Source organism: Rhizobium sp. 862_C5_N1_2, from assembly GCF_051811205.1.
Taxonomy (GTDB): Bacteria; Pseudomonadota; Alphaproteobacteria; order Rhizobiales; family Rhizobiaceae; genus Rhizobium; species Rhizobium leguminosarum.
This window is the reverse complement of record NZ_JBPWPT010000001.1, coordinates 1,344,318-1,365,765: the sequence shown is the minus strand read 5'-3', so window position 1 is coordinate 1,365,765 and position 21,448 is coordinate 1,344,318. Positions and strand designations below refer to the sequence as shown.

Here is a 21,448-nt window from a genome sequence, read left to right as displayed (position 1 = left end):
CTGAAGTCAGGACCAGAACCACGACTTCGATGTCTCGGCCCTCGCCTGCGCACGGGTCAGACCGACATCGCAAAGCTCGTCGTCGGTGAGTTCCGAAAGCGTGCGACGGCTGCGGCGCTTTTCGAGGTGATGTTCGACCGTCATCAGCAGCCGCCGGCTCCATCGCGCCATCCAGCGAAGTCTCGACCGAACGATATCGCGAGGTGTTTCGAAGATCTCGCTCAATTCCAGAGCCATCGCTTCTTCCTTTCTTGAACGGGTGAAAGATGCGCTGGAAAATGCCGCGAGAGAAGCTTATTGATATTATCATATGCATAAGGATTTCTTTGGTATGCCTCTCAATCTTGATCAGCTTGCCACCTTCGTCAATGTCGCCGATCTCGGAAGCTTTACGGCTGCGGCCGACAAGGAAGGCCTGACGCAACCGGCCGTCAGCCTGCAGGTCAAGGGGCTCGAACAGCGGCTCGGCGTCCGGCTGATCGAGCGCGTCGGACGGCGAGCACAGCCGACCGCTGCAGGCCTCGACCTGCTCGCGCATGCAAGGCGGCTACTTCAGGAATCGGCCGCCGCGGAAGAAGCGATGGTGCCGTACAGAGATGGTGCGAGCGGCCGCGTGCGCATCGGCAGCGGCGGCACGGCGTCGATCCATCTGCTTCCTCGCGCCATTGCTGCCGCCAGAAAACGCATGCCCGGGCTCGAAATCACCGTGCGCATCGGCGATGCCGACGGCATTCTGCACGAACTGGAAGCCAACAGCCTCGACATCGCTGTCGTTGCCCTGCCGGCATCGGGACGGAACTTCGAGATCGAACCGTTCTACGAAGAGGAATTGCTGGCCGTCGCCCCCGCCGGCAGCCTCATGCCCGAAGACGGGCCGGACGCCGCTTTCATGCGCGACAGGACGCTGCTGCTCTATGAGGGCGGCAATACCAGGCGCGCAATCGACGCGTGGTTAGCCGCCCCGGATACCAGGATCCGACCTGCGATGGAGTTTGGCAGTATCGAGGCGATCAAGGAGCTGGTGGCTGTAGGACTTGGCTGGTCGATCCTGCCGGGGCTGGCGCTGAAGCGCGATCGCGCCGGCCTCGTAACGACATCATCGCTGAACCCGCGGCTGACGCGCCGCCTCGGCATGGTTCTACGCCGGGACAAACATCTGACACGCGGCCTTCGCGAAATGATGAAATGCCTGCGCGCGTTCAAAGGTTGAGAGCTGCTTTCGACCGTCGGACGTTACGTCAAACCGGCAGAGGCGACGCGAAAAACGTCCGGCGCAGCAGCCTGGGACCCCGACAAACATGAGGTATTATAATACCATATATGTAACTAATTGTTTTTACTTTATTTTTTTTCCAAACCTCGGGAAAGTCGATATTGACCCCATGTCGTATTCCCTTTATACACCGCGCCAGAACGCAGCCTATCCGGGCTGCTTTCTTTTTGGCATGCCTCGAGCGTGCCAATCCAAGCAACAAGAAACGCCCTTCAAGCCTTCGGGCCAAGGGTCCCAAAAGAGAGTATTCACTATGGCAACCTTCTCCCAGAAGCCTGCAGAGGTGGAGAAGAAGTGGGTGATCATCGACGCCGAAGGGCTGGTCGTTGGCCGTCTCGCTTCCATCATCGCTATGCGCCTGCGCGGCAAGCACAAGGCAACCTTCACGCCTCACGTTGACGACGGCGACAACGTCATCGTCATCAATGCCGAAAAGGTCGTTTTCACCGGCAAGAAGTATTCCGACAAGGTCTACTACTGGCACACCGGTTATGCCGGCGGCATCAAGGAACGCAGCGCACGCCAGATCATCGAAGGCCGCTTCCCGGAGCGCGTCCTCGAAAAGGCCGTCGAACGCATGGTTCCGCGTGGCCCGCTCGGCCGTCGCCAGATGAAGAATCTGCGCGTTTACGCCGGTTCCAACCATCCCCATGAAGCCCAGCAGCCGGTCGCCCTCGACGTTGCCGCGCTCAACAAAAAGAACGTAAGGAGCGCCTGATATGGCTGACCTCTCCTCCCTGAAGGATCTCGGCACGGCTTCCGAAGCTGCTGCTCCGGCCCACGTCCGCAAGGTCGATTCGCTCGGCCGCTCCTACGCGACCGGCAAGCGCAAGAACGCCGTCGCCCGCGTCTGGGTCAAGCCGGGCTCCGGCAAGATCATCGTCAACGGCAAGGAATTCGCGGAATATTTCGCACGTCCGGTGCTGCAGATGATCCTACGCCAGCCGATCGTCGCGGCTGCCCGTGACGGCCAGTTCGACATCGTCGCAACCGTTGCCGGCGGCGGCCTCTCCGGCCAGGCCGGTGCCGTTCGCCACGGCGTGTCCAAGGCGCTCACCTACTTCGAACCGGGCCTGCGCGCGGTGCTGAAGAAGGGCGGCTTCCTGACCCGCGACAGCCGCGTCGTCGAACGCAAGAAGTACGGCAAGGCAAAGGCCCGCCGCTCGTTCCAGTTCTCCAAGCGTTAATCGCTTCGGACAGACAGAATTTACGAAGGCCGGGGCAACCCGGCCTTTTTGTTTTGCTCTGTTAAGCCAATTGGAAGCGTGCCGGCATGCCATTGTCGCATTCCGGTTCTGCTGGTAGAAATTTGGCAAAACGCTTCGGGAATAATCGAGGCCACATTCAAGGGTCGAATCATGGGAATAACCAAGTCCGCAGACAAATAGGCCGCAACAACTTTGCCCTGTTGTTGCGGCGTCTGTCCGGCCAATCCCGATACTGATGAAGAGACAGATCGCCGCCGAATGAAATCATTTGAGCGGGTTCTTTCCCATGTCCTATCCCAAAATCCAGCCCTGGACCTATTCCCTGCCGGCAGCTTTGCTGCTGATGGCACCGTTCGACATCCTGGCCTCGCTTGCCATGGATATCTATCTGCCGATCGTGCCGGTCATGCCGGAGGCGCTCGGTACCTCGCCGGCCGTCATCCAACTGACCCTCAGCCTCTACATGCTCGTGCTCGGCGCCGGGCAGATCGTCTTCGGGCCGATTTCCGATATTGTCGGACGACGGCCTGTCCTGCTCGGAGGCGCGGCACTCTTTGCCGCTTCATCCTTCCTGCTTGCCGCCTCCTCGTCAGCACCAATCTTCGTAGTGTTGAGATTGGTGCAGGCCATCGGCGCGTCGGCGACACTGGTTGCAACTTTCGCAACAGTGCGCGACGTCTATGCCGGGCGTCCCGAAAGCAGCACGATTTATGGCCTTCTCGGCTCCATCCTCTCCTTCGTGCCTGCATTAGCTCCGATCGCCGGAGCCCTGATCGCCGATCGCTTCGGTTGGCGCGCCATCTTCCTCGTCATCGGCCTCCTTTCGGTTGCCGCCCTTTTCAATGCCGGCATGCGGTGGCATGAAACCCGCCCCGCCGCCACTGCAAAGATCGCTCTCCGCCCGATCCTTACAAGCTTACCCTTCTGGGTTTATGCAGTGGGCTTCAGTACAGCGATGGGCGCCTTCTTCGTCTTCTTCTCGACAGCACCCCGCATCTTGATCGATAAAGCCGGATTCTCCGGCATCGCCTTCAGCTTCGTCTTTGCCACGGTGGCGCTGGTAATGATCGTGACGACGCGTTTTGCCAAACACTTCGTCATGCGCTGGGGCATTGCAGGCAGCCTTGCCAGAGGCATGGCCGTGCTGCTTTCCGGCGCTATGCTGCTTGTCTTCGGAGAGTTGTTTCTGCAGCCTTCCCTGGTCAGCTTCGTCGTGCCGATGTGGATCATCGCGATCGGCATCGTCCTTGCGACCGCGGTCACCGCCAACGGCGCGCTCGACGCCTTTGGCGACACGGCAGGAACGGCGGTCGCGCTTTATTGCTGCGTCGAGAGCATCATCGTCGGAGTTGCCGGAACTTTCTTCGTGCTTCTGCTCGGCGGCGACAGCGCCTGGCCGCTCGCGGCCTATGTCTGTGCGAGCGCGCTGACGACGCTGGCTGGATTGTGGTGCCTGCCGGAGCCGGCCCGATAGGCAGACGAGCAAATGACGGTCGCTCGACGATAACGAGCGGCCGTCGTCCGAACGATCGCTTGAAATCTGTACGCACCTCGCCTACCCCTTTCTGCGCGCAGGGGATCGGCCAGTTCCTTCGCGAGAGAACCGCCGCCTGGCACCCTCACGTCAACGGCGATCATGCAATGCAGCGTCCGCATCGAACGCGACTACGGTTTTGCGACCGAAAAAGGAGCATGACTTGGCGAACAGATCGATTGACCACGCCTTCACGGCGACCAGCCTCACCTCCGCTGCCAGCGACCCGACATTTGCCGGCGCCCTGTCCTTCATGCGCCGCCGCTTCACCAAGGAGCTCGCCGGCGTCGACGTTGCCGTCTGGGGTATTCCCTTCGATGCCGCGACATCGAACAGGCCGGGCACACGTTTCGGGCCGCAAGCGATCCGGCGCGCCTCGGCGATCTTCGACAATGATGCGCAATATCCCTTCCACCGTGATCTCTTCGCCGAAATGGCCGTGATCGACTACGGCGATTGCCTGCTCGATTATGGCAATCATCAGGACACGCCAGCCGCCATCGAACGACAGGCGAATGTCATCCTCGACAGCGGTGCCTTCCTGCTGACGCTCGGCGGCGATCATTACGTCACCTGGCCGCTGCTGAAAGCCCATGTGGCAAAACATGGGCCGCTGGCGCTCGTGCAGTTCGACGCGCACCAAGACACCTGGTTCGACGAGGAACGCCGCATCGACCATGGTTCATTCGTGGCGCGGGCCGCCCGCGAGGGCATCATCGATCCCGACCGCTCGATCCAGATCGGCATCCGCACCCATGCGCCGGAGGATTGCGGCGTCAACATTCTCTACGGTCATCAGGTCGAGGAGATGAGCGCCAGCGATATCGCCTCGGCGATCATCTCCCACACACGCGGGGCGCCGGCCTATCTCACTTTCGATATCGATTGCCTCGATCCGGCCTTTGCGCCGGGCACCGGCACGCCGGTTGCCGGCGGACCGTCGAGCGCCAAGATCCTCTCGGTGCTGCAGCGCCTGCACCAGCTCGATATCCGCGGCGCCGATGTCGTTGAGGTGTCGCCGCCCTACGATCATGCTGATATCACCGCCATTGCGGGGGCAACGGTGGCGATGTATATGCTGGGTCTTCATGCCGAGCGACGCGCCATCGCCGTGTCACAAGGCTGACCTATCATCCTCAAACTGAATCCGGAAACCTTCAGAAACCATTGAAAGCGCAGGTTTAACATGGCACCGAAAATCTTCATCGACGGCGAACACGGCACGACGGGTCTGCAGATCCGCACGCGCATGGCCGGCCGCCGCGATGTCGAGCTTCTGTCCATACCCGAAGCCGAGCGGCGCAACGCCGCCATGCGCGAGGACATGCTGAACAGTGCCGACATCGCCATTCTCTGCCTGCCCGACGATGCGTCGAAGGAAGCGGTGCAGATGGTTTCGGCCAACAACAATGTGCGCGTCATCGACACCTCGACCGCCTTCCGCGTCAATCCCGGCTGGGCCTATGGCTTTGCCGAGATGGACGGCGCGCAGGCCGACAGGATCAAGGCCGCCCGTTTCGTCGCCAACCCCGGCTGCTATCCCACCGGAGCGATCGGCCTCATCCGGCCGCTGCGCGCCGCCGGCATTCTGCCCGACGGCTATCCGGTCACGGTAAACGCGGTCTCCGGCTATACCGGCGGCGGCAAGCAGATGATCGCGCAGATGGAAAACCCGGATCACCCGGATGCGATCACCGCGCCGCATTTCCTCTATGGCCTGCCGCTCACCCACAAACACGTGCCCGAGATGACCGTGCACGGCCTGCTCGACCGCGCGCCGATCTTCTCGCCGTCGGTCGGCAAGTTCGCGCAGGGCATGATCGTGCAGGTACCACTGCATCTCGACGATCTCGCCGAGGGCACGACGATGGAAAGCATCCATGCCGCACTCGTCGCCCATTATGCCGGCCAGGATATCGTCAGTGTCGTGCCGCTGACCGAAAGCAAGGCCCTGCCCCGCGTCAACGCCGTCGAGCTCGAAGGCAAGGACACGATGAAGCTTTTCGTCTTCGGCACCTCAGGCGCTTCGCAGGTGAACCTCGTCGCGCTGCTCGACAATCTCGGCAAGGGCGCCTCGGGCGCCGCCGTCCAGAACATGGACCTGATGCTCGCCTCATAAGGCGCAGACGACGGCATCGAGGTGATGCCATTCGAGCTTTGTGTCGATCTCTTCATCATGATCTTTCCCCCGCGGCCGCCTCCCCTCGGCGGCCGCAGCATCGCTTTCGGCTCGATCATCGGCGACGATTGGGCTATGAGAGCGGACTTTCCTCGCCCGCTATTCCCGAATCACGGAGCCTGATGTCATGACGCTCGATGCGCTGGTCGATGGCGTGCACGCATGGTTTACCGCTGCCCTGCCCGACCATGGCATCTATGCGCTGATGGCCTTTGCCTTCATCGCCGGGCTTGCCCGCGGCTTTTCTGGCTTCGGCGCCGCATTGATCTTCATTCCGCTCGGCGGTGCGATCGTCGGGCCGAAGCTGATCTCGCCGATCCTGCTCGTCATCGACGGCATTGCGGCGCTTGGGATGATCCCTCCCGCCTGGCGCGGCGCCAACCGGCCCGAGGTCTTCGTCATGGCGGCGGGGGCCGCCCTCGGCGTGCCGGCCGGCACGGCGATGCTGGCTCTGCTCGACCCGATGCTGCTGCGCTGGAGCATCACCATCATCGCCATCACCCTGCTCGCGCTTCTCGCATCCGGATGGCGCTACCATGGCGCCCCTTCTGCACCGCTCAGCAGCGGCGTCGGCCTGATCGCCGGGCTTTTCAGCGGCGCCGCACAGCTCGGCGGACCGCCGGTCGTCGCCTACTGGCTCGGCGGCAAGAGCGACTTCACGCGCGTCAGGGCGAATGTCGTGCTCTACTTCTCGATCTCGTCGGTTTTCAGCGCCATCAGCTATTATGTCGGCGGAATGTTCGTGCCTGCCGTCTTCGCGCTGACCGCCGTGATCCTGCCGAGTTATGCGGTCGGGCTCTACGGCGGCTCGAAACTGTTCGGGCTTGCCGAGGAGCGGACCTTCCGCATCGCCTGCTACATCCTGATAGCCGCCGCCGCGATCATCGGCATGCCGCTGCTCGATGGGGTGTTGCGATAGATCCGCCCCCGAGAAGGCAGCTCGCTTCAATCGCGTTCGGCGATCATCGTCCCATGTGGATATTCGCCGTAAAAGCCGCGCCAATTGGCGACGGCGAAACCGAAAACCACCAGCGCACCGGCTTGGTGCAGCAGGCCCCAGTGAAGCGGCACCTGCATCAGCAGCGTGGCGATGCCGATTGCCGCCTGCAGCGTGACCAGCGCGAAGAGCAGGACGGCGCGGCGTGCATGGGTGGTCCAAGGTGCTGCGCGAAGGGCGATCACCATGTTGACCAGCGTCAATGCGAAGAGGGTATAGGCACCGATGCGGTGGATGAACTGCACAGTCTTCGGGTTCTCGAAGGCATTGATCCAGAAGGGCTGCTGGATCAACAGATCGGAGGGGATGACGGCGCCATCCATGAGCGGCCAGGTATTGTAGGAAAAACCGGCGTCGAGCCCAGCCACCAGCGCGCCGAGATAGATCTGGAACAGCGCGAAAATGGCGATCGCGGCGGCAAAACCGCGCGAGCTTCGTGCCGGCGCCGGATCATCGGAATGTCTGGCGAGACCGCGCATGATCCACATGCAGCCGGCAAAGATCAGGCAGGCCATGACGAGATGCGTTGCCAGCCGGTACTGGCTGACGTCGGTGCGGACGGAAAGGCCCGAGGACACCATCCACCAACCGATAAAACCCTGCAGGCCACCGAGCGCCAGGATGCCGACGAGTGGCCAGCGCAGACGCTTTTCGATCCGCCCGGTCAGCCAGAAATAGATGAGCGGCAGCGCGAAGATCACGCCGATGCCGCGGGCGATCAGCCGGTGCGCCCATTCCCACCAGAAGATGCCTTTGAACTCATCGACGGTCATGGAATTGTTCAGCTGCTGAAATTCGGGAATGCGCTGGTAGAGGCGGAATTCCTCCTCCCATTCGGCAGCCGACAGCGGCGGGATGACGCCGTGGATCGGCTTCCATTCGGTGATCGACAGGCCGGAATTGGTCAGCCGCGTGGCGCCGCCGACGAGGACGAGACAGAAGAGCGCCAAAAGCACGAAACCGAGCCAGAGGCGCAAGGCGCGGCGGTCACGATTTTGCCTGCGCACTTCGCTCAGGATCGCCTGTTCCGTGGTCGGGTTTGCGACGGCCATGATGTCTCCTTCTATCCGGCAGTTGATTTGCCCCACCGGCTCATGCAAAACAAGCCCCGAACCTTTGCGGCATGCCGTCGCGCCGGTTCGACCCATCCATTGCAAGAGATAGCCGATGCCCATCCGCCTCCGCAAATTTATCGGCACGATCCTGATCATCGTGCTCGTGCTCGTCTATGCGCTGGTGGCGAATACGATCGCGGTGGCAACGCTCGGCAACGCGCCCTGGTGGGGACACTTGCTCTACTTCCTGTTCACCGGCCTGCTTTGGGTGTTGCCGGCGATGGTGCTCATCAAATGGATGGCCGGGCCGCCGCAGAAGTAGGGCCATTAACGGCCGAATAACCGTGATCCGCGGAAAACCTCGTCCATCGCGTGCGGTTAAACCAAATATACGTCTGGCGTACCTACCTTCCCGTTCAGCATTCTTGACCGGAGAAAACCGTGCAGACGCAAAAGCTCGATGTCCATGAACAGCCGTCCGACAAGGCGCTGGCCGAAGCGGCCATTTCGCGCTTGCGCCAGCTGAGCATGAAACTCGCCATGGCCGAAATCGACATCGAAGTCTTCGATACGATGCAGCCGCTGGAGGATGAGTGGCGGGCGCTGGAGCGCGACAATCTCCAGTCCCTGCATCAGAGCTACGACTGGTGCACTGCCTGGGTGAGCGCCTTCCAGCGGCCGCTTGCAATCCTCAAAGGCACCCATGCCGACCAGACGGCTTTCATTCTGCCGGTCGAAATCGTCAAGTCCCGGGGGCTCGCGGTCGCGAAGTTCATCGCAGCCGATCACAGCAACATCAATACCGGCCTGTTCTCCGAGAGTTTTGCAGAAAGCGGCGGAACCATCGACGCCGGCAAATTCGCCGGCCAGCTTCAGCAGGCACTCAAGGGCCGGGCCGATCTGCTGCTGCTGCAGAACATTCCGCTGGAATGGCGCGGGCGACAGACCCCGCTCACGGGGCTGCCGATGGTGCAGAACCAGAATCATGCCTACCAACTGCCGTTCTTTCCCACGTTCGAGGAAACGCTGAAGCAGCTCAACGCCAAGAACCGGCGCAAGAAATTCCGCGTTCAATCGAAACGCCTCGAGGCGGCCGGCGGCTTCGAATACCTCATTCCCGGGACATCGGAAGAACAGCACCGCCTGCTCGATATCTTCTTCTGCCTGAAGAGCGCCCGCTTCGCCAACCTCGGCCTGCCCGACGTCTTCGCCGACAGGGAAACGCAGGCCTTCCTGCACGGCCTGCTCGACAAGCTGGATGACAGCAAGCAGTATTTCGGGCTGCAGATGCATGTACTCCGGCTCAAGGACGGGCATGAGGGTAAGATCGCAGCGATTTCAGGTATTTCGCGCAAGGGCGACCACATCATCTGCCAGTTCGGCGCGATCGATGAAGAACTCGTGCCGGATACGAGCCCCGGCGAATTCCTCTATTGGCAGACCATTTCGGGACTGCATGGCAAGGGTGTCGCGCTGTTTGATTTCGGCCTCGGCGACCAGACCTACAAGCGCTCCTGGGCGCCGGTCGAGACCCCACACTACGACGTGGTGCTGCCGGTCTCGCCGTTCGGTGTGATCGCCGGCGCCGCGCACCGGATCGTCACCCGCGGCAAGGCGCATATCAAGGCGCGCCCGAAGCTCTACAAATTCGCCCAGGGCATCCGGGCACGGATCGGTTGATCTCGTTCAGGCCGCCCGGCCGAGCGTCTGCTCGGCCCCCTCGCCGCCTGACATCAGCACGACGCGCTCATAGCCTGCGGCCTGGAATTCCGTCATCAGTGCGACGAAAATGGTCTCCTCGACCTCAGGTAGCGAGAGGATGATCTCGACGTCCCGGCTGCGCGTCAGCCGCGAGACGCCAGCGACATCGGCCGAACCGCATTCGACCACCACGAGATCGTAGGCGGCGGCGAGCGCATCGAGCAGCAACGACAGCCGGTCGACACCGCGCATGGCGCGGCGCACGTCGCTCTGGCCCTGAGGGATGAGATGGGCATCGGAAAGGCGGTCGCCGTGGATCGTATCGCCGAAGGCGGCCTCACCGCAAAGCAGATCGGTGACGCCGAGGGCGGCCTGGTCCTCGGCCATCAGTTCTGTGGGGTAGCCGGAACCGGTCATGTCGATCAGGATGACGCGGCGGCCGGCGTCGGCGAGCATGCGAGTCAGCGAAACCGTCGCCGCCGAGCCATTGTCACCAGTCGGAGATATGGCGATTGCCAGCGGCGCGCGGCTACCGGTGAGATAGTCTGCAACTGAGGCGACGGAGAATTCATTCTCATCCTCTGGCGCCTCCTCGGCAGCCTCCGCGTCCTCGGTCGTATCCTCTTCGTCCGCGACAACGGCGAGCATGCTCGGCTGAACGGGTTTTCTGGCGGGAGTGGCAATCGGAGCAGCCTGCGGCACATGCTTCTCCTCGACGACCGCTTCTGCCTCGATTGCCTCCGGGGTCGCATCTGCTGGGCGGAGCGCCCGGCCGCTGAAGAGTTCGGTCAGCATAATGACGATGGCGCTCATGATCAGCGTCGCGACAGCAGCGACGACAACGATCGGCACCACCTTGGGGAAATAGGGATCGACCGGCTCAACAGCCCTGGAAACGATCCGCGCATCCGCAGGGCTCGAATTGCTGTCGGCACGGGAGGCGGCCTCGCGGTAGCGCACCAGATAGGTTTCGAGCAACTGACGCTGGGCGTTTGCCTCACGCTCCAGCGCATTGAGACCGACCTCGTCCTCACCGGCGCGCGCGCTAGTGGCCTGCACCGTCTCCGACTGTCGCTCGAGTTCGCTCGCCCTCAAATCCGCGACCTTGGACTCGTTCTCGATGCTTGCCAGGATCTTCTGCGTCTCCTGGCGGATCTGGGTGCGGATATCCGAGAGCTGAGCACGCAGGCTTTTCAGCCGTGGATGATTGTTGAGAAGGCTGGTCTGCAGATCGGAGATCTGCGATTGCAGGCCGGATTCCGTCCCCTTCAGCCGCTGGATCGCCTGTGAGGACATGATGTCGGGCAGCGTATCGAAGGCCTCGCCCGAAGACAGTGCGTTTCGCACCGCCTGCGCCCTCGCCTCAGCATTGGCCTTGTCGCCCCGCACGCGGGTCAGCTCGGCGGAGATATCATTCAATTGCTGGGCCGGAAAAGTGGTCGTGCCGTTCGTCTGCAACAGCCCGTGCGACGTGCGGTATTCGGCGACCTTCTTCTCGGCTTCGCTGACCTTCCGGCGCAGGCCTTCGATCTCCGGCTCCAGCCAGCGGGTCGCCTCGGAATTGGAATCGAGCTTGGCGCCGCTCTGGGTCGAAAGGTAGACATTCGCCATGGCGTTCGGAATGGCGGCGGCGAGCTTCGGGTCCTTGGAGGTGAAATTGATGCCGATGACGCGTGAACCCGGCACCTGATAGACCTGCAGGCGCTCGACGAAGGCGTCGATGACGCGCTCTTCAGGCGGATTTTCCAGCGGGTTCTTCTTCAGGTGCAGCTTCACCAGGATACTGCTCATGGCCGAGCCGCTGGCGGCATCGTCGAATTCCGGCAGGTTATAGAGCTTCAGGTCGTTGATGACCCTCTTGAGGAGATCGGCCGATTGCAGAAGCTGCACCTGGCTGGCGATGTTCAGTTCATCCATCAGCGGACCGGCGCTGGCGTCATTGATCTGCTGCGTGCTGGCGAAGGCCGGCGCTCGGGGTTCGATGAGGATGCGTGTTTCGCTGCGATATTGCGGCGACATGATTTTGGCGCCGGCAAAGGCGACGCCCGCCCCCAGGAGGGTGATTGTCAAAATCCGCAGACGGCGCGCCCAGACCGCACGGACCAACTGGCCGAGGTCGATGTCCACATCCTGATCACGAGCTACGCCGGACATGCTCTTACTCCACAACAAAGGTGCCGTAAGCGTAAACGACCATGGTAACTCAACGGTTAATGGCGATCTCGCCGAGAAATGAGTGATGATCGATCGAGGAAACCAGGAAATTGCAAGCGCCCTTTACCGGGCATTAACCCTAACGGATCGATAACGACTGCACCGAGTTCATTTTTGTGAGCACAAGCGGATGTCTGTCGTCCAGCCCAAGATCCTTTTGGCCCTGAGCCTTGCAGCCATGATGGCAGCATTGGGCGGCTGCACGACGTACAAGCCGGCGCCGAAGGCCTTCAACGAGGCGACTATTCAGCCTTATACGCTGGACAGCGGCGATCGACTGCGCATCACCGTCTTCGACCAGCAGAGCCTTACCAACACCTATACGGTGGATCAGGCCGGCTATGTCGCCTTCCCGCTCATCGGCCAGGTCCCTGCCCGCGGCCGAACCCTGCAGCAACTCTCGGGACAGATAGCCCAGAAACTGCAGCAGGGCTATCTTCGCGATCCCGACGTCACCATCGATGTCGATCGCTATCGTTCGGTCTTCATCATGGGTGAAGTCGGCCAGCCCGGCCAGTATGCCTATGTTCCCGGCATGACAGTGCAGAATGCCATCGCGGTTGCCGGCGGCTTCACCAGCCGCGCCAACCAGCGCATGGTCGATGTCACGCGCAAGATCAATGGACAGGTGCTAACCGGCCGGATCAATATATCAGGGCCGATCATCGCAGGTGACACGATCTACGTTCGCGAACGGCTTTTCTGAGCGATGGAAAAACAGCAGCCGCTCCGCATCCTTCATTGCTTCAGGTCACCGGTCGGCGGAATTTTCCGCCATGTCCGCGATCTCGTCGAGGAGCACAGCAAGGCCGGCCATGAAATCGGCATCCTCTGCGACAGCTCGACCGGCGGCGAGTACGAGGACAGCCTGTTCGATGATATCCGTCCCTATCTCTCGCTCGGCCTGACACGCGTGCCAATCCGGCGTTCGATCAGCCCGTCCGACATTGCGACGATGTGGGACACATACAAGAAAATCAAAAGTTTGCGGCCGGATGTGCTGCACGGACACGGCGCCAAGGGCGGCGTGCTCGCGCGACTTGCCGGCTCAGCGTTGCGGGTGAACAGGTATCGCGTAGCCCGCCTCTATACCGCGCATGGCGGAAGCCTGCATTATTCGCGCTCCTCCCTCGGAGGACAGTTCGTCCTCAAGATGGAGCGCCTGCAGGAATATTTCACCGATGCGCTGGTCTTCATCTGCGAATATGAACGCGATACCTACGCGCGCAAGGTCGGGCGGCCGCGGACGAAGGCGAGACTGATCTACAACGGCATCGGCGAGCGCGATTTCGAGCCGATCCCGACCCGCTCGGATGCCGTGCATTTCATCTATGTGGGAATGCTGCGGGACCTCAAGGGTCCCGATCTGTTTGTCGATGCCTTCGCCAAAACGGAACGGCTGCTCGGCAGGCCACTGTCGGCGCTGATGATCGGCGACGGGCCGGATCGCGACCGCTACCGCGAAATGATGGTCGAACGCGGCCTTGGCAAACGCATCGGCATGCTGCCGGCAATGCGGGTCCACGAAGCCTTCTCCATGGCGCAGAACCTCGTCGTTCCCTCGCGCGCCGAAGCCATGCCCTACATCGTGCTCGAGGGGCTCGGCGCCGGCAAGACGATCATCGCAAGCCGTGTCGGCGGCATTCCCGAGGTGCTTGGCGCCGACAGCGCAGCCCTGGTGGAGCCCGGTAATTCCGACGATCTCGCCCGCGTCATGGCGGAAACGCTGAGCACGCCCGATTGGCACGCCAGGACGATGCCGAAGCCCGAGGCGGTGAAGGCGGTGTTTTCATCCGCCGTCATGGCACGCGATGTCCTGAAATTGTATCATGAGCTCGTCAACCCGGCTGCCAGCCAAGCAATGCCCGTCGCCTCGTAAATATTTCTTAGGGGCTTTCTGGTACTTCGCTTGCTGACAACGAGCGACGATGCCCCATGAACAAGCTGGCCCCATGAACAAGCTGGAAAAAGGCGATCAATTCGACGTCGAAGCGCTGCGCAAGCAGGTCTCCGACATCGAGGTGCGCTGCGACACGGGTGGGGAGAAGCCTTCCGACCCGACCGAAATTAACCCCTATGCCCGGCAGATTGCCGAACAGTTCCGCGACGGAACCAATTCGCCTGCCATCATCATCGGGCAATTGCGGCTGCTGGAATTCCTGGCGCTCTTCGCGATCGCCCTGATCGTCCACTATCTCTGGCCCGGCGACGGCAGCGATTCCCTGCTGATGCGGACCGGCATGGCGGCGATTGCTTCGGCCTTGACCGTCATCGGCCTGCAGCTTGCCGACACCTACACGATTCCCGCGCTTCGGGCGAAGCTGCGGCTGATGCCGCGCATCGTCGCCTCGTGGACATTCGCGCTTTTCCTCACCGTCGGGCTGTTCGCGCTCATTCACGGCAGCACATGGGCGATGGTCGAAGCCTATATTCCATGGTTCGCCGCAGGCGCGCTCTTCCTTGCGGCCGAGCGTTTCCTCGTCGCCTACGGCATCCGCAACTGGGCGCGCAACGGCCTCATGGAACGCCGCGCCGTCATCGTCGGCGGCGGCGAGCCGGCCAAGGACCTGATCCGCGTCCTCGAACAACAGGCCGACAACGACATCCGCATCTGCGGCATCTTCGATGACCGCGGCGAGAAGCGCTCGCCGATCATGGTCGCCGGTTATCCGAAACTCGGCACCGTGGCCGAACTCGTCGAATTCGTACGGCTGACGCGCATCGACATGCTGATCATCGCCCTGCCCCTGTCGGCCGAGGCCCGTATTTACGACCTTTTGAAGAAGCTCTGGGTTCTGCCGGTCGATATCCGCCTTGCCGCGCATGCCAACCGGCTGCGCTTCCGGCCGCGCGCCTATTCGCATGTCGGCTCGGTGCCGATGCTCGATATTTTCAAGAAGCCGATCCGCGACTGGGATTCCGTCGCCAAGCGCGGTTTCGACATCTTCTTCGCGCTCGTCGCGCTTGCGCTTCTCTGGCCGATCATGGTCGCGACCGCGATCGCCATCAAGGCGACATCGGAAGGCCCGGTCTTCTTCATGCAGAAGCGCCACGGCTTCAACAATGAAATCATCAACGTCTTCAAGTTCCGCTCGATGTACACCAACATGGCCGATCCCACGGGCAAGGCCGCGGTGACCAAGGGCGATCCGCGCGTCACCCGCGTCGGCCGCTTCATCCGCAAGACCTCGATCGATGAACTGCCGCAGCTCTTCAACGTGCTGAGAGGCGATCTCTCGCTGATCGGCCCACGCCCGCATGCCGTTCTCGCCCAGGCGCGCGACCGCGCCTTCGGCGACGTCGTCGAGGGTTATTTCGCCCGCCACCGCGTCAAGCCCGGCGTCACCGGCTGGGCACAGATCAACGGCTGGCGCGGAGAAGTGGACAATGACGAGAAGATCAAGTTCCGCACCGCTTACGACCTCTATTACATCGAGAACTGGTCGCTCTGGTTCGATCTCAAGATCCTGTTCCTGACGCCGATCCGGCTGCTCAACACGGAAAACGCCTATTGAGCGCGATCGAGGCGACATATTCCCGTGTCGCCCAGCCGCAGCGGATGACGCTGCGCCTGATCGGCTCGGCCTTTGTCGCCTTCGGCGTCTTCCTTTCCGGCTTCGTGATCGACGAGCCGGCGCCCTATGAACTCTGGATGGCGGGGCTGATCGGCCTCTGGTTCATCCTGGGCTTAAGGATTTCGCGCGGCGTGGCGCCGCTGCTCGCCCTTTTGCTTACTTTCAATATCGGCGGGATGCTGTCGCTGACGCAGATGAAGGACCTGGCGACCGGGCCGATGTATATCGCGGTGTCGACCTTCCTGGCGCTGACGGCAGTCTTCTACGCGGCGATCATCGAGGACAGCTACAAGCGGCTGCCGCTGATCTTCAACGCCTGGACCTTCGCCGCCGTCGCCACCTCCGCGCTCGGCATACTCGGCTATTTCCATGCCTTTCCGGGCGCGGAAGTCTTCACGCTCTACGACCGCGCCAAGGGCGCCTTCCAGGACCCCAACGTCTTCGGCCCCTTCCTGGTGCCGCCATCCCTTTATCTCATCCACGGCATCCTGGCCGGCGACCTGAAGAAATCGCCGCTGAAGGCCGCGGCCCTGCTCGTGCTTGCGCTCGGCATCTTCCTCTCCTTTTCCCGTGCCGCCTGGGGGCTCTTCGCGCTTGGCGTGGCGCTGCTGATCCTCATCATGCTGCTGAAGGAGCGCAGCGGCGCCTTTCGCTTGCGAGTCCTGGTCCTGTCGCTGGCGGCGATCATTATGTTGGTCGCCTCGCTCTTGGTGGCACTCCAGATCCCGAAGGTCGCCGAACTGTTTTCGGCGCGCGCCCAGCTGGTGCAGCAATATGACGGCGAACATCTCGGCCGTTTCGAGCGCCACCGGATCGGTTTCACCATGATGATGGAGCGCCCGTTCGGTATCGGCCCGCTGGTGTTCGGCACGATGTTTCCCGAAGACGAGCACAATATCTGGCTGAAATCGCTGACCACCTATGGCTGGCTCGGCTTCGTCAGCTATGTCAGCATGCTTCTCTGGACGCTGGCTCTCGGCTTCCGAAACCTGCTGCTCGACCGGCCGTGGCAACCCTTCCTGATGATCGCCTGGATCTCGGTTCTCGGCCATGCGACAATCGGCAACGTCATCGACATCGACCACTGGCGCCATGTCTATCTGCTGCTTGGCACGGTCTGGGGCTGCGCGGCACTGGAAGTGCGCCACAAGCGAAGAGTGAGGGGCGCGGTGTGAGGTCTTGCCGCCGACAGCATCGGCTGTCTATTTCGTCGCTCCCGCCGTCAGGCCGGCAATGAACCGTCGCTGGAAAACCAGATAAGTCACGATGAGCGGGAAAATCACGATCACCGCGCCGGCGGTCAGAACCGGCGTGTTGACGGTATAACGCCCTTGGAAAAACAGCATGCCGAGCGGCAGCGTCCGATAAGCGTCGTCATTGACCAGAATGAACGGAATGAGAAACTCGTTCCAGGTCCATATGAACAGAAACAGCGCCAGCGTCGACATTGCCGGCACCATGAGGGGGATAACGATCTTGCGCAGGATATAGAAGCGTCCGGCGCCATCGAGAACTGCCGCTTCGAGAACTTCTTCCGGCAGCTGCTGCATCGCGCTGGCGAGGAAGATCGTTGAGAATGGTATCGACATCGCGATCTGCGGCACAATCAGAGCCGCATAGGTATTGATCAGTCCGAGATACCGCATTTCATAATAAAGCGGGATGATGAAGGCTTCCGCCGGCACCATCATGCCGAGCGTCAGGATAGCGAACAGCGTACGCCGCAGCGGAAATGACAGGTATGCGAATGCAAAGCCGGTCAGCAGGCCCAAAAAGACACTTGCAGCGACGACGGGTATGACAACGATGATCGAATTCCAAAAGTAAATGTTGAAATGTCCGGCATTCCAGGCATCGACGTAATTTTCGAAATGTGGATACGCCGGTAACGCGAATGCACCCTGCAGAACGTCAGCCTTGCTCTTTATTGAGGTTAGAAGCAGAAGCAGGAAGGGGATGATCGTGACGAAAGCAAGAAGCCAGAGGACAATGCGGAGGAATAGCGGACCGGCCGAAATGTTAAATGAACGGCCCATCAAGCCACTCCTTTATGCTGCGATCCTACAAATCGGTGAATTGCATAGTTGATTACGAATGTGAGTATCGCGCCCACAATGGCGATGGCCGCTGCGGCGCCGAATCGATTAAGCTCGAAGCCGAGCTGATACATGTAGATATTCGGCACAAGCGTAGCGTTGGCTGGTCCACCCCGGGTCATTGTAAAAATCAGGTCGAAGCTTTTGATCGAGGCTATGACCGTCAGAAGCAAAACCACCCTTATTTCAGGCAATAGAAGCGGCAGCGTTATCCAGAAAAAGGTTTTTCGCGCCGAAGCGCCATCGACCTTGGCAGCGTCGAAAAGAGACGGGTCGATGCGCTGAATTCCGGTCAGGAAGATGACCATGCAAAAACCGAAGAAATACCATGTGGCAACGATCCCGACCGCGGGGAGCACAAAATTGAAATCGCCCAGCCACGGCAGCGCGAATGCGCCCAACCCCACCGCTCTCAGAAACTGATTGAACGGGCCAAAGGCAGGATTGTAGAGCCATGCCCAGATGATGCCCAACACGGCAGTCGGCATGATATAAGGCAGGAACAAGAAGGTCCGCAGGGCGAGTTGTTCGCGTTGCTTCAGATTCCAGACGCAAGCAGCAAGAGCTATACCGAGCACCAGCGGCAGGACACAGTAGAAGATCATAAGCTCGGCATTGTTACGCAAGGCAATATAAAAACGACTGTCAGAAAAGAGATCGGCGTAATTGCCCAAACCAACCCACTTGGGCATGCTCAAGCCGTCCCAGCTGGTCAGGCTCAAACCCAAAGCCGCGAGGATCGGTCCAAAGACAAAAGCCGCGTAGAACAGCAATCCAGGCAATAAATAGATAAAATTGGTATGTTGCGAGCCATCAAGTGCGGAGCGTTTCATCCAGTACTCCATAAAGCCAAAACTGTGATCATCACGCAGCAAGCCGATCACAGTGCTCATTTATTTGGATCGACGAGACTCAGGCCACGACCGCAGGGGACGGCCGTGACCTGCGCCCGCAGTCTTTATTTCTTGTCCTTCAGGTACGCCTGATAATCCTTGTCCATGGCATCGACAAAGGCTTCGGGGGTGATATTGCCGGACAGAAGAAGCGGCGTGTTGTCGTCTATTGTCTTCAGCATCGTTGGGCTCGACCAATCGGGGTAATGGCCGAGAGCGTCGTTTGCGTTGAGTGTCTTCCACATTTCGATGCCGGAGCTGAGGAGCGGCGTGAGCTTTGGCTTTGCGTCAGCCGCGAGCGAAGTTGCCGGGAGATAGCCAGCATTGGCCCAGGTTTCCGCAGCCTTCTCTGAAACCATATAGTCGATATATGCGCCGGCTAGGTCCTGTGTTGGCTTAGTTTTGGCAAGGCTCGTTATCGCCCAGGCAAGATCCACACCCCCGACACTCATGGGCTTGGAAATGCCTTTCGGGGCGGGGATGGCCATGAAGCCGATATCCGGATTGTGTTGCATGTCACCGAAATACCAGGTCCCGGAGATAAGAAACGCGCCCTGTCCTGAAATGAAAAGCTGGACGGCGTCGTCACCCGAGATGCCTTCGAAACCAGGGAAAAAATAACCGCCCTGTGCCCACTGCTGCACGAGTTTGGCGGATTCGATGTTCCCCTTGGTGTTCCAGGAGCCGCCTCGGCCGTAGATCAGATCGTCAAGTTCGGCGCGATTGCTCGCGTCGATATGCGCTTGGTCGATGGCGCCGATCATATGCAGGGCCAGATGTTGCTTTGCCGAGCCCATCATGAAGGGCGGAACCCCCTTTTCCTTCAGCTTGTCGAGATCGGCCAGGAACTCCTCGAAGGTTTGCGGCAGCGCTACTCCTGCATCGGCGAGGATCTTTTTATTGTAGAAGAGGCCAACGATCTCGCCGAGGCCGGAGATGCCGTAGGTCTTACCGACCCCAAATTTTCCATCCTCCCAGCGGTCTCGAGCAAGCACGGAATCCGACTGGAGCTTATCCCAGCCATATTGTTTGATGTAGTCGTCGACCGGCAGGAGCAATCCTTCCTTGACCATCGCCCCCATGTCACCGGCACCTTGGTTGACCTTCGTGATGACAGGGCCATCACCCGCTGAAACCGCAAGCTTCAGCGTCAGCTTCATGTCATCAAAGGTGCGGGCAGTGCGTTTGATAGTGACGCCGGGATGGGCAGCTTCGAAGTCCTTGTTAAGCTGCTCTATGACCGCACTCTGGCCTTCATAGGTTTGGTCATCCCACACGGCCAGGTCGTCAGCGCGCGCGGCTGCCGAAAGGCCAAAACTCAGAAGCGCCGCGCCAGCAAGCGCGACAGCTGCTTTCAATCCGTATGCCGGCAGTATGCTGATCGATTTCACAGTTCTTTTCATCTGCTCCACCTCATCTGGTTTATTCTCCACTCTCCGCTCAGGCCTTGCGCCAAGCACCGGCCGAACGTTTTCTTCCCCCAGAGCTTTGCCTGGCTGGCGAATCTGAGGTAATCGTCAATGCATCCGCACCTCTCGCGACCTAAAATGACAAAGCGCCACGCAGGAGGTGGCAAAGTGATGGACACCAGCTGCTTCATCCGCCCCGCGATTGAAGCGGATATCGACGCCTTTTTCGACATCTGCCTGAAAACCGCGAATGGCGGTCATGATGCCAGCACGCTTTATAGCGACCCGCATCTGCCCGGCTACATCTGGTCGGTACCCTACCTCAAGTTCGCCCAAGACTTTGCCTTTGTTCTCGTTCAGGACGGCCAGCCGGTTGGCTACGTCGTGGGGGTACCGGACACCGGCGGGTTCGACAGAGACTTGCAGACAAACTGGTGGCCGTTCGTCCGCCAGCAGGTTGCGGGACTGGCACCCACCCGTCCGCGCGACGCCGACGTGATGGAACGAATTCAAAATCCGCGCAGCGGAACGGCGTGGCTTCAAGACCAGTATCCGGCGCATCTTCACATCAACATCCTTCCCGGACTTCAGGCAAGCGGTTGGGGACGCAGGATGATCGGCACGGAGCTTCAAGCGCTTCGAAGCCGCGGGGTCGGAGCCGTGCATCTCGGTGTCGACCCAAACAACGAACGCGCCAAAGGTTTCTACCGTCACCTTGGCTTTTCCGAATTCGAGCGCGATGGCTCCGTCGCCTTTGCTATGCGGATTGACCAGGCATTGGGTTGAAGTACTTCCTGGTTTCTGCGAGGCACGGCAAGGCCCTGTCTCGTAGGTATAAGGACCCTTGATTGGAGAAAATCTCACACGCCCAGAGCTGCCTGCTCCCCACAAGGCGAGATCAGCGTACCTATCTGGATGAACGTTCGCCTGAAGGCGTGGTGCCATCATCGGCAGTAGAACAGGTTGCTCGGCGGAAAGCTGTCCATCAATCGAGGGCTTCATCATGAGCAAATCCTCGGCAGCCAGGTTCAAGGAGTCGGGGGAACGCGAAAGAGGAAAGAGCTAGCTAAACCTAGCCTAATTCTTCTTCGGGCGATCTTGACGGGCGCACGGCTAACCAGACGATACGTATGGCGCATACTTCTACTCGACCCTCTTTATTTCATCGCGCATTTTCATCGCACGTTAATCTCAAGCCTACAGCTGGCCTCCCATTTGTCAAGGACATAGACAAATTACTTACTTCGATGTATTGAATTCCAGTTGGTCGCGATGATTGCCAACTCAATACCGCCCCCATTAAGTATGTGCTCC

The 21,448-nt window shown here is 60.5% G+C and carries 20 protein-coding genes; 14 read left to right on the top strand and 6 right to left on the bottom strand.

Features of this window, described 5'->3' with window-relative positions; translation table 11 throughout:
* Positions 1-6: 6 nt before the first annotated feature.
* Positions 7-237: a DUF1127 domain-containing protein gene (locus tag ACD590_RS06910; RefSeq protein ID WP_439002343.1), complete on the bottom strand. Its 231-nt coding sequence runs from the start codon at positions 235-237 to the stop codon at positions 7-9.
* Between the two features lie 94 nt (positions 238-331).
* On the opposite strand from ACD590_RS06910, the gene ACD590_RS06905 reads away from it, so the two are divergent.
* The 7 genes from ACD590_RS06905 to ACD590_RS06875 all read left to right on the top strand — a co-directional run bounded on the left by ACD590_RS06905 (position 332) and on the right by ACD590_RS06875 (position 7,113).
* Positions 332-1,210 carry a LysR family transcriptional regulator gene (locus tag ACD590_RS06905; protein WP_439002342.1) on the top strand — a complete coding sequence of 293 codons (879 nt, stop codon included), beginning with the start codon at positions 332-334 and terminating at the stop codon, positions 1,208-1,210.
* A gap of 316 nt (positions 1,211-1,526) precedes the next feature.
* Complete coding sequence (rplM, locus tag ACD590_RS06900; RefSeq protein WP_003558420.1) at positions 1,527-1,991, top strand: 50S ribosomal protein L13; 465 nt, start codon at positions 1,527-1,529, stop codon at positions 1,989-1,991.
* A gap of 1 nt (position 1,992) precedes the next feature.
* Complete coding sequence (rpsI, locus tag ACD590_RS06895) at positions 1,993-2,460, top strand: 30S ribosomal protein S9 (protein WP_003547303.1); 468 nt, start codon at positions 1,993-1,995, stop codon at positions 2,458-2,460.
* A gap of 307 nt (positions 2,461-2,767) precedes the next feature.
* Positions 2,768-3,955 (top strand): CmlA/FloR family chloramphenicol efflux MFS transporter, encoded by a 1,188-nt coding sequence (gene cml, locus ACD590_RS06890; RefSeq protein WP_439002341.1) that lies wholly within the window; start codon positions 2,768-2,770, stop codon positions 3,953-3,955.
* A gap of 223 nt (positions 3,956-4,178) precedes the next feature.
* Entirely contained in the window at positions 4,179-5,141 is a 963-nt protein-coding gene (gene speB / locus ACD590_RS06885) for an agmatinase (protein WP_018241559.1), read from the top strand.
* A 60-nt stretch (positions 5,142-5,201) separates the two neighbouring features.
* On the top strand, positions 5,202-6,134 hold the full coding sequence (gene argC, locus ACD590_RS06880) for an N-acetyl-gamma-glutamyl-phosphate reductase (protein WP_018447506.1): 933 nt from the start codon (positions 5,202-5,204) through the stop codon (positions 6,132-6,134).
* Between the two features lie 187 nt (positions 6,135-6,321).
* Positions 6,322-7,113 (top strand): sulfite exporter TauE/SafE family protein, encoded by a 792-nt coding sequence (locus tag ACD590_RS06875; RefSeq protein WP_439002340.1) that lies wholly within the window; start codon positions 6,322-6,324, stop codon positions 7,111-7,113.
* 26 nt (positions 7,114-7,139) lie between these two features.
* Here the strand turns inward: ACD590_RS06875 and ACD590_RS06870 are convergent, their stop codons facing one another.
* Positions 7,140-8,243 carry a COX15/CtaA family protein gene (locus ACD590_RS06870; protein WP_028733651.1) on the bottom strand — a complete coding sequence of 368 codons (1,104 nt, stop codon included), beginning with the start codon at positions 8,241-8,243 and terminating at the stop codon, positions 7,140-7,142.
* Positions 8,244-8,358: 115 nt separating this feature from the next.
* Between ACD590_RS06870 and ACD590_RS06865 the strand changes: the two genes are divergently transcribed.
* Positions 8,359-8,568, top strand: coding sequence for a DUF2842 domain-containing protein (locus ACD590_RS06865; RefSeq protein ID WP_018241554.1), 210 nt, complete (start codon positions 8,359-8,361; stop codon positions 8,566-8,568).
* A gap of 119 nt (positions 8,569-8,687) precedes the next feature.
* A complete protein-coding gene (locus ACD590_RS06860; protein WP_168319381.1) occupies positions 8,688-9,926 on the top strand; it encodes a GNAT family N-acetyltransferase in 1,239 nt (412 codons plus the stop codon).
* Positions 9,927-9,932: 6 nt separating this feature from the next.
* On the opposite strand, the gene ACD590_RS06855 is transcribed toward ACD590_RS06860, so the two are convergent.
* Positions 9,933-12,101 (bottom strand): GumC family protein, encoded by a 2,169-nt coding sequence (locus ACD590_RS06855; RefSeq protein ID WP_439002339.1) that lies wholly within the window; start codon positions 12,099-12,101, stop codon positions 9,933-9,935.
* 190 nt (positions 12,102-12,291) lie between these two features.
* Here ACD590_RS06855 and ACD590_RS06850 point away from each other — a divergent pair, with 190 nt between their 5' ends.
* From ACD590_RS06850 to ACD590_RS06835, 4 genes are all read left to right on the top strand, one after another.
* Positions 12,292-12,867: a polysaccharide biosynthesis/export family protein gene (locus ACD590_RS06850; protein WP_018241551.1), complete on the top strand. Its 576-nt coding sequence runs from the start codon at positions 12,292-12,294 to the stop codon at positions 12,865-12,867.
* Between the two features lie 3 nt (positions 12,868-12,870).
* Positions 12,871-14,040 carry a glycosyltransferase family 4 protein gene (locus ACD590_RS06845; RefSeq protein ID WP_439002338.1) on the top strand — a complete coding sequence of 390 codons (1,170 nt, stop codon included), beginning with the start codon at positions 12,871-12,873 and terminating at the stop codon, positions 14,038-14,040.
* A gap of 73 nt (positions 14,041-14,113) precedes the next feature.
* Positions 14,114-15,676 carry an undecaprenyl-phosphate glucose phosphotransferase gene (locus ACD590_RS06840; protein ID WP_439002337.1) on the top strand — a complete coding sequence of 521 codons (1,563 nt, stop codon included), beginning with the start codon at positions 14,114-14,116 and terminating at the stop codon, positions 15,674-15,676.
* A complete protein-coding gene (locus ACD590_RS06835; protein ID WP_439002336.1) occupies positions 15,673-16,911 on the top strand; it encodes an O-antigen ligase family protein in 1,239 nt (412 codons plus the stop codon). Before ACD590_RS06840 ends, ACD590_RS06835 begins: the two co-directional genes overlap by 4 nt.
* A gap of 27 nt (positions 16,912-16,938) precedes the next feature.
* Here the strand turns inward: ACD590_RS06835 and ACD590_RS06830 are convergent, their stop codons facing one another.
* The 3 genes from ACD590_RS06830 to ACD590_RS06820 all read right to left on the bottom strand — a co-directional run bounded on the left by ACD590_RS06830 (position 16,939) and on the right by ACD590_RS06820 (position 20,128).
* Complete coding sequence (locus ACD590_RS06830) at positions 16,939-17,772, bottom strand: carbohydrate ABC transporter permease (RefSeq protein WP_018447497.1); 834 nt, start codon at positions 17,770-17,772, stop codon at positions 16,939-16,941.
* Complete coding sequence (locus ACD590_RS06825; protein ID WP_047621652.1) at positions 17,772-18,665, bottom strand: carbohydrate ABC transporter permease; 894 nt, start codon at positions 18,663-18,665, stop codon at positions 17,772-17,774. Before ACD590_RS06825 ends, ACD590_RS06830 begins: the two co-directional genes overlap by 1 nt.
* 125 nt (positions 18,666-18,790) lie before the next feature.
* Positions 18,791-20,128 carry an extracellular solute-binding protein gene (locus tag ACD590_RS06820; protein ID WP_028733645.1) on the bottom strand — a complete coding sequence of 446 codons (1,338 nt, stop codon included), beginning with the start codon at positions 20,126-20,128 and terminating at the stop codon, positions 18,791-18,793.
* A gap of 177 nt (positions 20,129-20,305) precedes the next feature.
* Here ACD590_RS06820 and ACD590_RS06815 point away from each other — a divergent pair, with 177 nt between their 5' ends.
* Entirely contained in the window at positions 20,306-20,920 is a 615-nt protein-coding gene (locus tag ACD590_RS06815; protein ID WP_130718830.1) for a GNAT family N-acetyltransferase, read from the top strand.
* Positions 20,921-21,448: the final 528 nt, after the last annotated feature.

What these genes read in the sequence shown, in the direction of transcription:
- ACD590_RS06910 (WP_439002343.1), bottom strand. Translation starts at nt 237, where the DNA reads ATGGCTCTGGAATTGAGCGAGATCTTCGAAACACCTCGCGATATCGTT.
- ACD590_RS06905 (WP_439002342.1), top strand. Translation starts at nt 332, where the DNA reads ATGCCTCTCAATCTTGATCAGCTTGCCACCTTCGTCAATGTCGCCGAT.
- rplM (WP_003558420.1), top strand. Translation starts at nt 1,527, where the DNA reads ATGGCAACCTTCTCCCAGAAGCCTGCAGAGGTGGAGAAGAAGTGGGTG.
- rpsI (WP_003547303.1), top strand. Translation starts at nt 1,993, where the DNA reads ATGGCTGACCTCTCCTCCCTGAAGGATCTCGGCACGGCTTCCGAAGCT.
- cml (WP_439002341.1), top strand. Translation starts at nt 2,768, where the DNA reads ATGTCCTATCCCAAAATCCAGCCCTGGACCTATTCCCTGCCGGCAGCT.
- argC (WP_018447506.1), top strand. Translation starts at nt 5,202, where the DNA reads ATGGCACCGAAAATCTTCATCGACGGCGAACACGGCACGACGGGTCTG.
- ACD590_RS06875 (WP_439002340.1), top strand. Translation starts at nt 6,322, where the DNA reads ATGACGCTCGATGCGCTGGTCGATGGCGTGCACGCATGGTTTACCGCT.
- ACD590_RS06870 (WP_028733651.1), bottom strand. Translation starts at nt 8,243, where the DNA reads ATGGCCGTCGCAAACCCGACCACGGAACAGGCGATCCTGAGCGAAGTG.
- ACD590_RS06865 (WP_018241554.1), top strand. Translation starts at nt 8,359, where the DNA reads ATGCCCATCCGCCTCCGCAAATTTATCGGCACGATCCTGATCATCGTG.
- ACD590_RS06855 (WP_439002339.1), bottom strand. Translation starts at nt 12,101, where the DNA reads ATGTCCGGCGTAGCTCGTGATCAGGATGTGGACATCGACCTCGGCCAG.
- ACD590_RS06850 (WP_018241551.1), top strand. Translation starts at nt 12,292, where the DNA reads ATGTCTGTCGTCCAGCCCAAGATCCTTTTGGCCCTGAGCCTTGCAGCC.
- ACD590_RS06845 (WP_439002338.1), top strand. Translation starts at nt 12,871, where the DNA reads ATGGAAAAACAGCAGCCGCTCCGCATCCTTCATTGCTTCAGGTCACCG.
- ACD590_RS06840 (WP_439002337.1), top strand. Translation starts at nt 14,114, where the DNA reads ATGAACAAGCTGGAAAAAGGCGATCAATTCGACGTCGAAGCGCTGCGC.
- ACD590_RS06830 (WP_018447497.1), bottom strand. Translation starts at nt 17,772, where the DNA reads ATGGGCCGTTCATTTAACATTTCGGCCGGTCCGCTATTCCTCCGCATT.
- ACD590_RS06825 (WP_047621652.1), bottom strand. Translation starts at nt 18,665, where the DNA reads ATGAAACGCTCCGCACTTGATGGCTCGCAACATACCAATTTTATCTAT.
- ACD590_RS06820 (WP_028733645.1), bottom strand. Translation starts at nt 20,128, where the DNA reads ATGAAAAGAACTGTGAAATCGATCAGCATACTGCCGGCATACGGATTG.
- ACD590_RS06815 (WP_130718830.1), top strand. Translation starts at nt 20,306, where the DNA reads ATGGACACCAGCTGCTTCATCCGCCCCGCGATTGAAGCGGATATCGAC.